The following is a 12,507-nucleotide window of genomic DNA, read 5'->3' on the forward strand; positions in this document are numbered from 1 at the left end:
AACCTCCGGGATATCGGTCCTTGGCATGGCGCCGGGGAACCATCGGGTGACCGCCGCCTGACAGGTGCGGCAAGGGCAGATTCGTTTCGGTGCGGCTGGGCCGCGGTCGCGCGGGGCGCCATCAACGCGTCCCCTTCGGGTCGAGGGCGTCTCGGACGCCGTCGCCGAAGAGGTTGAACGCCAGCACGGTGATGAAGATCGCCAGACCCGGAATGATCATGAACATCGGGTCGTCCTTGTAGGTGCCGACGGCATCGGAGAGCATCTGCCCCCAGGACGCGGTCGGCGGCTTCACGCCCGCGCCCAGGAAGCTGAGCGCCGCCTCGGTGAGAATGTTCGTGGGGATCATCAGCGTGGCGTAGACGGTGATGGGCGCGACCAGGTTGGGCAGCAGCTCCCGGAAGAGGATGTAGCGCCGGCCCGCGCCCAGGCTGCGCGCCGCCTCGACGTACTCCTTCTCGCGCAGGGACAGCGTCTGGCCGCGCACGATGCGGCCGACGTACGGCCAGCCGAAGAAGCCGATCACGGAGACCAGGATCGCGATGCGCACCCCGCTGCCGGACAGCCCCAGCAGATCGTTCGGCAGCACCGAGACCAGGGAGATGATGAACAGCAGCTGCGGGAAGGCCAGCAGCATGTCCATCACCCGGCTGATAACGGTGTCAACCCAGCCGCCGAAATACCCCGCGATGACGCCGAAGACAGTCCCCAGCACCACGGCGACGACCGCCGCGAGGAAGGCCACCAGCAGCGAGATCCGCGCGCCGTAGACGATCCGGCTGAACACATCGCGGCCGTTGGACGGTTCGACGCCGAAGAGGAAGTCGGAGCTGATACCGCCCCAGGAGCCCTTCGGGGTGCCGAACAGCGGGTCGATCTCCTCCTGGTGGAACTCATTGGGCGGATGCCCCAGCACGCTCACGATCAGCGGCGCGAAGACGGCCACCAGCACCAGGAGGACGACCACGGCCCCGCCGGCCAGCGCCAGCTTGTCCCGCTTCAGGCGCATCCAGGCGATCTGACGCAGCGACCGCCCCTCGACCGAGGCTTTGACTACATCCGCCGCGACATCGACGGGTGCGGCCGGTGCCGCATCCGTGCTCGTGTCGTGCAATGGTGCCGTCATCGTGGTGGGGACCCCTCTCGACCGGTGGTGACCGGCCCACGACCTGCCGCTGTAGCGGCGTGGTTCACAAACGCAGGTGAATATCGTGCTCGTGGTGCGGAAGTTTCGTGAAGGGGAAGCGCGCACTACCCGCAGGTACGGACACCTCCCGTTGCGGGAGTCTTCATCGCGTTCGTGATCACCCGCCAGCCCATCCGGGTAATGGATGCCTAACCGTGATGTGGTGAGGGGTGTTCCGTTATCCGGACCGCGACTCCGCTCAGCGGTGCGAACCGTCCGGTTAACAGGACCGTTACCGGGGTGGTGGCAGGGGTGTTACCAGGTGCTCGGCGCGGGTCCCGACTGCCGGCCGCCGTGCGGCGGCGGATAGCCGTACGAGGGGGCCGGCTGGGCCGCCCCGTAGGCGTCACGGTCGAAGAACGGGCGGGCGTTGGCCCGCATCCACATCGCCACCGGGTCGTACTCGTCGGACATCGCGACCGTGGAAACCGGCAGCCCGTCGGGCACCGCGCCGATCGACTGGCCCATCATCACCCGCGCGGCCTCCGCGCCCGCGGCGCCGGTGTCGTACAGGTCGAGCCCGATCGCCAGATACGGCGCGCCGAGCGCGGGCTGCACCCAGGCGCGGCGCAGCGACCGCACCGCGGGCGTGCGGTGCGCGTTCTGCCCCAAGAGGGCGTAGAACTGGGGGATTTCTATGGCGGGCTCGCTGAGCCGCAGTGGCCCGGCGGGCAGCCGGTCCATACCGCAGGCGATTCTGCGCAGATCGAGCCAGGGGATGCCGATGCCGCCGCCGGGGGCATGCGGATTGAGCCACAGGCCGTAGCGGTCGGGGAAGAGCGAGGACGCGATCTGACGGCCGCCCACCACCTCATGGGCGCGGTTCCAGCCGCTGGCGGCGAGCTCCTGGACGGAGGTCACACAGGGGGCGTAGCCGAGCCCGGCGACGTCCATGTTTCCGTACTGCGCGTCGGGTGAGCCGGGGGTGCCGTGCCACAGCAGCATCCAGACCTGGCCGTCGGCGAGCGCGTACAGCAGCGACTCGTAGGCGTCGTACCGGCCGGGAGCGACCTGCTGAATCATCCGCTCGACGTGGCCGCCTCCCGCGCTCACCTGGGTCCGCCCCTCTCTCGACCTGTCCACACACCTGGGCAGGGGCGCGCGACCGCGCCCCGCCACCGGTCATCCAACCAGCTTACGGGCCTTTACAGTGGTCTCCCGGGCGACTCAGCGGTCACGGTCGTAGAACGGTCGCACCCGCTCGCGCATCCAGTCCGCCACCGGGTCCTGGGCGATGTCCAGCAGAACGAGCTGGACCGTCCACGGCAACGGTACGGTGCCGAGCGCGCGACCGAGCGCCTCCACCGCGGTGGCCTGGCCTTCCGGCCCCGGAAGGTCCAGCTCGACGCCGACGAACAGCGCGGGCGGCTCCCCCTCGACGCTGGCCAGCGCGCGCCGGGCGGTCCGCACCCCGGCCACCTTGCCGAACTCGAGCCCGGCGGCCGCCAAAAAGTCGACCGGTTCTTCCTGCCAGTCCGGCTCGAAGAGACGCACCCGGCCGCCGGTGGCCGGACCGTCCAGCTCGCTGCGCCCGGTCCGGCACAACTCGGCCACGGCCGGCGGCGGAAGCGGGACGCCGACCGCGCCGCCGGGGTTCACCGCGATGCCGAGCTGGGGCGGCAGGCCGCGGGCGAATTCGACGGCCGGGGCGACGGTGAACGCCATATGGGCGCCGACGATCTGGAGGAACTGCTGTTCGGAGCTGAACACCGGCACATATGCGCCGCCTTCGATCTCCATGGTGGGCAGGTCCAGGCCGTTGCTGTCCGGGCCGCCCCCCATGGGCAGCGGCACCCAGATCCGGCTGCGGGCCAGGGTCTCGACGATGCGGGCGCCGGCGCCGGGGACGTCGACCGAGGCGGCGAGCACCTCTTCGAGCTCGTTGCCCGGAAATGCCGGAAACGCCGGAACTGCAGAAAACGCACCGTCAGGAAACCCGCCGTGAGCCGGTACTGGACCGTGCTGCTCCGGGATGCTCATTTCTGTTCAACCGCCATCTCGTCGGACCTGCACAGGCACCCTAACGGCTGCATCGCCGGGCGGCATCGGGGGCCGCCGATCTCCACAGCAAATCCCCAGGTGGAGGGCGAGGCGACGACCGAACGCGGACGACTTATGACCGCTTCAGATCACTTCAGAACGTAATCGTCGAGTTGCGTACAGTTCGCGCTCTTCGCACCGTGGTGTCGAGTACGCCCATACATCACCACAGCGAAGGAAGGTCTCATGATCCGCGCGTCCCGCAAGGCCGAAGTCCTTGTCACCTCCGTCATGGCCGGCTCTCTTCTGTTCGGCACCGCCGGCCTGGCCGCCGCCGCGGCCGGCGGATCCGGGGGCACGGCCGGCGCCAAGGCCCCGGCCCCCACCCCAGCGGCGCTCGCCGACACACGGATGAGTCCGGCCCAGACCCAGGCCATGCGCGATCTGCGGGTCCTCCTCGAGCGGGTGGTGGATCTGGCCAAGGCGGTGGAGGAGGCCCCCGACGGGATGCTCTCGGAAGCCGAGCTGGTCAAGCACGCGGCGGCGATCGACAGCGCGGTGAAGGCCGCCCGCAAGTCCGCCGAAGCGGCCCGCACCCCGCGGGCCGCTTCGCAGGTAAAGGAGAAGGTAAAGGAGAAGGAGAAGGTCCAGGGCAAGACCCAGGACAAGGGTCGGGAGCACGGCCGGAACCAGATGCCGTCGGACGACCCCGAAGCGGGCCAAAACCAGGGCCAGGGCCAGAACCAGGGGCAGGACCAGGGGCAGGACCAGGACCAAGGCCAGGCGCCGGGCCAGAACCAGAGCCAGGCTCCGGGCCAGATCACCGTGCCGCCGCAGGCCGCCGAGCAAGGGCAGGCCGCCGGGCAGGGGCAGGCCGAGACGCCGCCGTACGCCGTTCAGGTCGAGCCCACGGACATCTCGACGGACCCGCTGGACGCGCTCCAGCGGGCGATCGACGACCTGCTGGACGCCGTCGCCACCGGCGACGAAGCCACGGCCACCGCGGCGCTCCCTCGCATCGCCGACGCCATCATGGGGCTGATCAGCGCCATCATGGGCCCGCTCCCGGGGATGAACCAGCCGATGCTGCCCCCGATGCTGCCGCTCCCGGACGAGGCGTCGACCCTCGCCGACGAGGCGTCCGCGCTCGCCGACCGGAAGCCCGTCACGATGACGGCCGCCCCGGAGCGCACCACCCCCGAGCCCGGCACGAAGCCCGGCGCCGCCGAGCACGGAAAGAAGGACCACGGCAAGAAGCACGACGCCAAGAAGCAGGAGGCGAAGAAGCCGGAGGCGAAGAAGCACGACACCAAGCCCGGCGTCCCCGAGCCTGGCACCAAGCCCGGCGCCATGACGCCGAGCACGCAGCCCGACGCCCCCGAAGCCCCCGGCACCGACGTGCCTGGCGCCGACATGCCCGGCACCGACAAGCCCGGCACCGACAAGCCCGCCGCCCCTGAGCCCGGCGCCCACAAGCCCAGCACGAGACCGGACGTCAAGAAGCCGGGTACCCAGAGGCCCACCACGACGGCCGCCACCCCGATGTCCGCCGTCGAGTCCGCCGCGCCCAAGGTGGCCGAGGACGACTCCGTGGCCCCCATGCCGCTGCCTCACCCGGTGGAGGCCGCCGTCGACCAGGCTCCGTGACGGCTGCGCTCCACCGTCCCGCCGCGCGTCACTCGAAGCCGATGCGGCGCAGCGCGCTCGCGGCCGTCCGATCCAGCAGCGCCACCGAGGCGCAGCCTTCGGGCGGCCGCCCGCCCTCCGCGGCGGCGACCAGCCGCCCCACCGCGCGGCGGTGGCGCCCGAAGGCGTAGCGGGAGACCTCACGGCCGCGGGCGGCCTGTCCCTCCAGCGCCACCGCGGCCCCGACGTCCAGCAGCACCATGTGCAGCCGACGGCCGGTGCGCCGGGCGTCGCGGGCCAGCCAGCGGCGGACCCAGGAGAGCGTGCCGCAGTCGTGCACCACGACGCTCGCGCCCGAGCGCAGCGCCCGGCGCAGCCCGGCGTAGTGGGCGCACCGCACCAGCGGGCGGTAGAGGGCGTACGGCAGCCAGCGGGGCAGCCGCCGCTCCCAGCGCTCGCGGGTGTCCTGCGAGTCCACCCGCACCACCGCGCCCCCACTCTGGTCCAGACAGGGCACGGCCCGGCCGATCATGGTGCTCTTGCCGCTGCCGGGCAGCCCGGAGGCGACCACCACGTCCCCCGCGCGGTAGCGCAGCTCGCGCGCGCCGGGCCCGGGCCTGGGCTCAGGCCCGGACCCGGACCCGGACTCGGACCCGGATTCGGACCTGGATTCGGACTCGGCCCTGGCCCCGGACTCGGCCCCGGGCCTGCGTTCGGCCGCGTCGCCACCGCCGCGCAGGTCGTGCACGGGCGCCCGGCGCCCCGGCCTGAGCGCCCCTCCGGTTGGCGCCGCTCCCTGCGTCACCGGCAGGGGCCCACATGTCGTCGTCGCGTACGTACCCTGCCCGTGCACCGTGATCGTCCTCCTAGGTCGGTCACTGCGGCTCGTTCCCGAAGAGTGTCAAGAAAAGGTAATGTCCAGCAAGGTGGTATCCCTGTGGGCTGGGCATTCATGCCCTGTGAGTCGGGCCTGTGAGTGGGGCCGGTGAGTCCGGCCTGCGCGTGGGGCCTGTGAGTGGGGGGCCGGGGCGACAGCGGTTCCACCCGGTCAGGTCTTCCCTTCTCGGGCGTACGTGCGATGATGTTGCGCGCAACTCCATACCGGCCGCTTGAATCCGCGCGGGAGAGTCCTCGGCCACCGGCAGCAGTGCCGGCCGTCCGGGGCGCCGAAGGAGCAAGTCCTCCCTTGAATCTCTCAGGCCCCGATACCGCGCGGGCGAGGCAGATCTGAAAAGCGAGCCGCTGGCGTGGCTCCACCCACGGTGCAAGCCGGACCGCTCTCCGCGATGACGCCGACGATGTCGGCCGGGAGAAGGGGTCACGGCGAACCTCTCAGGTTCCGATGACAGATGGGGAGGACTCGTCCTCGTCGTCCTCGTCGCCGTCCCGCCCTGGAGCCAGCCCCCCATGACCGATGCCCCGATGCCCGACACATCCGTGACCGGCGCCCCGCCCACCCCCCGCCATACCGCCCTGGACGCGGTGCACCGCGCGCTCGGCGCCACCATGACCGACTTCGCCGGCTGGGAGATGCCGCTGCGCTACGGGAGCGAGCGCGACGAGCACACCGCGGTGCGCACCCGCGCCGGCCTCTTCGACCTCTCCCACATGGGTGAGATCACGCTCACCGGCCCGCAGGCCGGCGCCGCCCTGGACCGGGCGCTGGTGGGCCATCTGTCGGCGCTCGCCGTCGGCCGCGCCCGCTACACCATGATCTGCGACGCCCAGGGCGGCATCCTGGACGACCTGATCGTCTACCGCCTCGGCGAGCAGGAGTTCCTGGTGGTCGCCAACGCCTCGAACGCCCAGGTGGTGCTGGACGCGCTCACCGAGCGCGCCGAGGGCCTGGACGCGGCCGTACGGGACGACCGGGACGCGTATGCGCTGATCGCCGTCCAGGGCCCGGCGTCTCCCACGATCCTGGAGGGCCTGACCGACGCCAATCTGGACGGCCTCAAGTACTACGCGGGCCTGCCCGGCACGGTCGCGGGCGTCCCGGCGCTGATCGCCCGTACCGGCTACACGGGCGAGGACGGCTTCGAGCTGTTCGTGTCGCCGGACGACGCCGAGCGGCTGTGGCAGGCGCTGACCGAGGCGGGGGCCCCGGCCGGGCTGGTGCCGTGCGGGCTGTCCTGCCGGGACACGCTGCGTCTGGAGGCCGGGATGCCGCTGTACGGGCATGAGCTGACCCGCCGGACCACGCCCTTCGACGCGGGGCTCGGCCGGGTGGTGAAGTTCGACAAGCCCGGTGACTTCGTCGGACGCGCGGCCCTGGAGGCGGCGGCGCGCCGGGCCGAGACCGATCCGCCGCGGGTGCTGGTCGGCCTGGTCGCGGCGGGCCGCCGGGTCCCGCGTGCGGGGTACCCGGTGATCGGCGCGGACGGCGCGGTGATCGGCGAGGTCACCTCGGGCGCGCCCTCGCCCACCCTCGGCAAGCCGATCGCGATCGCGTATGTGGACGCCGGGCACGCCACGCCGGGGACGGCGGGTGTGTCAGTGGACATCCGCGGTACCCATGAGCCGTACGAGGTCGTGGCCCTCCCCTTCTACAAGCGGCGCTGAGCCCGCCGCCCGCCGGCGGCGCCGGGCCACCCCGTGCGTACTCCCCCAGCTACCACTGGGCGGTGCCCCTCCCGTACCGCCTGTCCCACCAGGCAAGACCCGTTTCCCAAGCATCCCCCCGTATCCAGGAGAATCGGACCATGAACAACCCCCAGCAGCTGCGTTACAGCAAGGAGCACGAGTGGCTGTCGGCCGCCGGCGAGGACGGTGTGTCGACGGTCGGCATCACCGAGTTCGCGGCCAACTCGCTCGGCGACGTCGTCTTCGTCCAGCTCCCGGAGGTCGGCACGACGGTCACCGCGGGTGAGACCTGCGGCGAGCTGGAGTCCACGAAGTCCGTCAGCGATCTGTACGCGCCGGTCACCGGCGAGGTCACCGAGATCAACGAGGACGTGGTGAACGACCCGGCGCTGGTGAATTCCGCCCCCTTCGAGGGCGGCTGGCTGTTCAAGGTGAGGGTGACGGACGAGCCGGACGAACTGCTCTCCGCCGACGAGTACGCCGCCTTCGCCGAAAACTGAACCCCTCCTTCGATCGGGACCCTGATGTCGCTTCTCAACAGCTCCCTGCACGAGCTCGACCCGGACGTAGCCGCCGCGGTCGACGCCGAACTCCACCGCCAGCAGTCCACCCTGGAGATGATCGCCTCGGAGAACTTCGCTCCGGTCGCGGTCATGGAGGCCCAGGGCTCGGTCCTGACCAACAAGTACGCCGAGGGCTACCCGGGCCGCCGCTACTACGGCGGCTGTGAGCACGTCGACGTGGTCGAGCAGATCGCCATCGACCGCGTCAAGGCGCTCTTCGGCGCCGAGGCCGCCAACGTCCAGCCGCACTCCGGCGCCCAGGCGAACGCGGCCGCGATGTTCGCCCTGCTCTCCCCCGGTGACACCATCCTGGGCCTGAACCTGGCGCACGGCGGTCACCTCACCCACGGGATGAAGATCAACTTCTCCGGCAAGCTCTACAACGTGGTGCCCTACCACGTGGACGTCGAGACCGGCCTGGTCGACATGGACGAGGTCGAGCGGCTGGCCAAGGAGCACCGCCCCAAGCTGGTGATCGCGGGCTGGTCGGCGTACCCGCGCCAGCTGGACTTCCCGGCCTTCCGCCGGATCGCGGACGAGGTCGGCGCGTACCTCATGGTGGACATGGCCCACTTCGCCGGCCTGGTCGCGGCCGGGCTGCACCCCTCCCCGGTGCCGCACGCCCATGTGGTCACCACCACCACCCACAAGACCCTCGGCGGCCCGCGCGGCGGCGTGATCCTCTCCACGGCCGAGCTGGCCAAGAAGATCAACTCCGCGGTCTTCCCCGGTCAGCAGGGCGGCCCGCTGGAGCACGTGGTCGCGGCGAAGGCGGTGGCCTTCAAGATCGCGGCGGGCGAGGACTTCAAGGACCGCCAGCAGCGCACCCTCGAAGGCGCCAAGCTGCTGGCCGAGCGGCTCACCCAGCCCGACGTGGCCAAGGCCGGGGTCTCCGTGCTGTCCGGCGGCACCGACGTCCACCTCGTCCTGGTCGACCTGCGCGACTCGGAGCTGGACGGCCGGCAGGCCGAGGACCGCCTCCACGAGATCGGCATCACGGTCAACCGCAACGCCATCCCGAACGACCCGCGCCCCCCGATGGTCACCTCCGGCCTGCGCATCGGCACCCCGGCGCTGGCCACCCGCGGCTTCACCGCCGACGACTTCCGCGAGGTCGCCGACATCATCGCCGAGGCGCTCAAGCCGTCGCACGACGCGGAGGCGCTCAAGGCGCGCGTCACCGCGCTCGCCGACAAGCACCCGCTGTACCCGGACCTCAAGAAGTAACGGGCCCCGAAGGTGTGCGGGGGCGCACACCCCCAGCGCCCCCGCACACCCGCACCACCACGCACGCACCCACCGTGCAGACGCAAGGAGTTCACCGGTGGCCATCTCCGTCTTCGACCTCTTCTCGATCGGCATCGGTCCGTCCAGCTCCCATACGGTCGGCCCCATGCGGGCCGCGAGAATGTTCGTCCGCCGGCTGAAGAACGACGGCCTGCTCGCCCACACCGCCGCCGTACGCGCCGAGCTCTTCGGCTCCCTCGGCGCCACCGGCCACGGCCACGGCACCCCCAAGGCCGTCCTCCTCGGCCTCGAGGGCAACTCGCCGCGCACCGTGGACGTCGAGACCGCCGACGACGAGGTGGCCCGCATCCGTACCGCCAAGCGGCTGCGGCTGCTCGGCGCGGAGATCGGCGCCGAGCACGAGATCGACTTCGACGAGTCCGCCGAGCTGGTCCTGCACCGCCGCCGCTCACTGCCGTACCACGCCAACGGCATGACCCTGTTCGCGTACGACGCCGACGGCCTCCCCCTCCTGGAGAAGACGTACTACTCCGTCGGCGGCGGCTTCGTCGTGGACGAGGACGCGGTCGGCGCGGACCGCATCAAGCTCGACGACACCGTCCTGAAGTACCCCTTCCGCACCGGCGACGAGCTGCTGCGCCTCTCCCATGAGACCGGCCTGTCCATCTCCGCCCTCATGCTCGAGAACGAGAAGGCCTGGCGCACCGAGGCGGAGATCCGCGCGGGACTGCTGGAGATCTGGCAGGTCATGCGGGGCTGCGTCGAGCGCGGCCTGTCCCGCGAGGGCATCCTCCCCGGCGGCCTCAAGGTCCGCCGCCGAGCCGCCACCGCCGCCCGCGCGCTGCGCGCCGAGGGCGACCCGGCCACCCGCGCCATGGAGTGGGTCACCCTGTACGCCATGGCCGTCAACGAGGAGAACGCCGCCGGCGGCCGCGTGGTCACCGCCCCCACCAATGGCGCGGCCGGCATCATCCCCGCCGTCCTCCACTACTACACACACTTCGTGCCCGGCTCGGACACCAGCTCGGACACCGGCTCGGACACCAACTCCGCCGCCGGCTCCCGCGACGACGGCATCGTTCGCTTCCTCCTCGCCGCGGGCGCCATCGGCATGCTCTTCAAGGAGAACGCCTCCATCTCCGGCGCCGAGGTCGGCTGCCAGGGCGAGGTCGGCTCCGCCTGCTCCATGGCCGCCGGCGGCCTCGCCGAGGTCCTCGGCGGCACCCCCGAGCAGGTCGAGAACGCCGCCGAGATCGGCATGGAACACAACCTCGGCCTCACCTGCGACCCGGTCGGCGGCCTCGTCCAGATCCCCTGCATCGAGCGCAACGGCATGGCCTCGGTGAAGGCCGTCACGGCGGCCCGTATGGCGCTGCGCGGGGACGGGCGGCACCACGTCTCCCTCGACAAGGTCATCAAGACCATGAAGGAGACGGGCGCCGACATGAAGGTCAAGTACAAGGAGACGGCGCGGGGCGGGCTCGCGGTGAACGTCATCGAGTGCTAGGGAAACAGGCCCTGACCAGCGTGTTCGTAACTTTCAGCGCTGTCAGGGCCTTCCCTGCTTACGCGGCGGAAAGTCCCCGAAAAGTCCCCGGGGAAATCCCCTCGAGACGGGCGTCTGACCTGGAGGTTCGCGGCGGTCACCGCACGCCGGACCCCCGCCGTCCGAGCGGCCCACCGTCACCGCACCGACAGGCTGCATCAAATCGATCCCCTCCGAGGGATTTGTGGGTGCCATTTGATACATGAATGCCGTGGAAAGCTCGCGCCTGGAGCAACGGCTGGCCGGGCTCTCCGCCACCTTCACCACAGCACAGGCGCGTCAGGCTTTGCTGTCACCCCGCGACCTGGCGTCCTTGGTTGCGGCGGGGGAGATAGACGAACTGTCCCGTGGCGTGTATCGGCGGGCCGACGCACCGGAGACCGCACATGCGGACCTCTTGGCCGTGTGCGCACGAGCCCCTCGCGCGGTCGTGTGCGGTGAGTCAGCCCTGGCCCTGCACGAACTGATCGACGACATCCCCTCAGCAGTGCACATCGCCGTGCCACGGGGTTCACGCCGCCCCACGATCTCCTATCCGCCGACCGTAGTGGCCCAGTACGCCGCCAAGACCTTCAGCCTCGGCATCGAACAGTTCGAAGCAGCACCGGGAGAGACGATCCCCATATACAGCCCCGCCCGCAGCGTCGTCGACGCGATGCGACATCGCAGCCGCATCGGCGAGACCCTCGCCCTGTCCGCGCTCGGCCGCTACCTACGCCGCAACGGACGTGGCGGAGTCAGTGAACTTCAGGACATCGCCCGCGAATTGGGCGCGCTGTCCGTCGTCCGCCCCGCCGTAGAGGCGGTGCTCGCCTGATGGTCAACCCGACTCGCGACACCACCGCCGGCCGGGTCTACAACGACCTGCGCAACCTGGCCCGCCGCAGCAGCCGGTCCACCGACGAGATCATGGTCAAGTACGTACTCGAACGCTTTCTCTACCGCCTGTCCGCATCGCCCCTCGGCCAGGAACACTTCGTCCTCAAGGGCGGCCTATTGCTCGCCCAGTTCGGCGCCCGCCGGATGACCCGTGACATCGACATCCTCGGCCGCGCGTTTCCCGCCAACGAAGCCGAGATCATCCGCAGGATCGCCACGATCTCCGGCACCGAGGTCGACGACGGGGTCACATTCGACCCCACGACGCTCAAGACCGTCCCCATCCGCGAGGAAGACGAGTACCACGGTCTGCGCCATTGACTAGACTCCGCACCCGACCTGGCCATCCTGCGCGAAGACGCACGCCGAGAGGGCAAGTGTTACAGCTTCGAGGACGTCCTTCTGATCTCGGAGGTCGTCTCGACCTCCTCGGCGCGCAAGGACTACGACGACTGCACCGCGAAGTACGGCCGCTACGGCATCCCTATCTACTTGGTCGTGGACCCCTACGCTCGGGAAGTTCCTGCACACCGAGCCCACCGCAAGCGGCTACAGCACGGCCCACACACGCGCATACGGCACAGGCAAGCTCCCCATCCCGCTGGCCGACGGCCGCACCTTCACCCTCGACCTCGACGAACTCCCCCTGTAGGAGCCGGAAGCAGACGCCCGCTGAGGGCACCCCGCGCTCCCCTGAGGGTCGTACCCACAACATGAAGTGAGCGAATATGGCAGCCGCGTCTGCTAACGCCGCAGCTCACAAAAGGTCCGCCCCGCACACGCGGAAATAGCTCCACCTCGGCGCGGGTGTTGCAGCCATCGCCGTCGTCCGCCCCGCGCACGCGGGGATAGCTCGGTCCCGGTGGGTAGCTCCTCCGCCAGCAGCCGGTCCGCCC

At 70.8% G+C, this 12,507-nt stretch carries 12 protein-coding genes and 1 riboswitch; of the genes, 8 read left to right on the top strand and 4 right to left on the bottom strand.

Annotation, left to right across the window (positions count from 1 at the left end; all coding sequences use genetic code 11):
* Window positions 1-121: 121 nt before the first annotated feature.
* From ACWY4P_RS16870 to ACWY4P_RS16880, 3 genes are all read right to left on the bottom strand, one after another.
* A complete protein-coding gene (locus ACWY4P_RS16870) occupies window positions 122-1,126 on the bottom strand; it encodes an ABC transporter permease (protein ID WP_456211369.1) in 1,005 nt (334 codons plus the stop codon).
* A gap of 315 nt (window positions 1,127-1,441) precedes the next feature.
* Window positions 1,442-2,209: an enhanced serine sensitivity protein SseB C-terminal domain-containing protein gene (locus ACWY4P_RS16875; protein WP_456212945.1), complete on the bottom strand. Its 768-nt coding sequence runs from the start codon at window positions 2,207-2,209 to the stop codon at window positions 1,442-1,444.
* Between the two features lie 144 nt (window positions 2,210-2,353).
* Window positions 2,354-3,166 carry an enhanced serine sensitivity protein SseB gene (locus ACWY4P_RS16880; RefSeq protein WP_456211370.1) on the bottom strand — a complete coding sequence of 271 codons (813 nt, stop codon included), beginning with the start codon at window positions 3,164-3,166 and terminating at the stop codon, window positions 2,354-2,356.
* 246 nt (window positions 3,167-3,412) lie between these two features.
* Between ACWY4P_RS16880 and ACWY4P_RS16885 the strand changes: the two genes are divergently transcribed.
* On the top strand, window positions 3,413-4,813 hold the full coding sequence (locus ACWY4P_RS16885) for a hypothetical protein (RefSeq protein WP_456211371.1): 1,401 nt from the start codon (window positions 3,413-3,415) through the stop codon (window positions 4,811-4,813).
* Window positions 4,814-4,841: 28 nt separating this feature from the next.
* Here the strand turns inward: ACWY4P_RS16885 and ACWY4P_RS16890 are convergent, their stop codons facing one another.
* Window positions 4,842-5,540 (bottom strand): AAA family ATPase, encoded by a 699-nt coding sequence (locus tag ACWY4P_RS16890; protein WP_456211372.1) that lies wholly within the window; start codon window positions 5,538-5,540, stop codon window positions 4,842-4,844.
* 362 nt (window positions 5,541-5,902) lie between these two features.
* Window positions 5,903-6,013, top strand: a riboswitch (glycine riboswitch).
* Between the two features lie 186 nt (window positions 6,014-6,199).
* Between ACWY4P_RS16890 and gcvT the strand changes: the two genes are divergently transcribed.
* The 7 genes from gcvT to ACWY4P_RS16925 all read left to right on the top strand — a co-directional run bounded on the left by gcvT (window position 6,200) and on the right by ACWY4P_RS16925 (window position 12,328).
* On the top strand, window positions 6,200-7,354 hold the full coding sequence (gene gcvT, locus ACWY4P_RS16895) for a glycine cleavage system aminomethyltransferase GcvT (protein WP_456211373.1): 1,155 nt from the start codon (window positions 6,200-6,202) through the stop codon (window positions 7,352-7,354).
* Between the two features lie 140 nt (window positions 7,355-7,494).
* A complete protein-coding gene (gene gcvH, locus ACWY4P_RS16900) occupies window positions 7,495-7,875 on the top strand; it encodes a glycine cleavage system protein GcvH (RefSeq protein WP_456211374.1) in 381 nt (126 codons plus the stop codon).
* A 24-nt stretch (window positions 7,876-7,899) separates the two neighbouring features.
* Complete coding sequence (glyA, locus tag ACWY4P_RS16905) at window positions 7,900-9,165, top strand: serine hydroxymethyltransferase (protein WP_456211375.1); 1,266 nt, start codon at window positions 7,900-7,902, stop codon at window positions 9,163-9,165.
* 97 nt (window positions 9,166-9,262) lie between these two features.
* Window positions 9,263-10,693 carry an L-serine ammonia-lyase gene (locus ACWY4P_RS16910; protein WP_456211376.1) on the top strand — a complete coding sequence of 477 codons (1,431 nt, stop codon included), beginning with the start codon at window positions 9,263-9,265 and terminating at the stop codon, window positions 10,691-10,693.
* Window positions 10,694-10,934: 241 nt separating this feature from the next.
* Entirely contained in the window at window positions 10,935-11,549 is a 615-nt protein-coding gene (locus tag ACWY4P_RS16915; RefSeq protein ID WP_456211377.1) for a type IV toxin-antitoxin system AbiEi family antitoxin domain-containing protein, read from the top strand.
* The gene (locus ACWY4P_RS16920) at window positions 11,549-11,932 is read left to right on the top strand and encodes a nucleotidyl transferase AbiEii/AbiGii toxin family protein (protein ID WP_456211378.1); all 384 of its coding nucleotides are present in this window, start codon (window positions 11,549-11,551) and stop codon (window positions 11,930-11,932) included. Before ACWY4P_RS16915 ends, ACWY4P_RS16920 begins: the two co-directional genes overlap by 1 nt.
* Window positions 11,933-11,959: 27 nt before the next feature.
* Window positions 11,960-12,328: a Uma2 family endonuclease gene (locus tag ACWY4P_RS16925; RefSeq protein ID WP_456212946.1), complete on the top strand. Its 369-nt coding sequence runs from the start codon at window positions 11,960-11,962 to the stop codon at window positions 12,326-12,328.
* The last annotated feature ends 179 nt before the right edge of the window (window positions 12,329-12,507 follow it).

Source organism: Streptomyces sp. LZ34, from assembly GCF_053890475.1.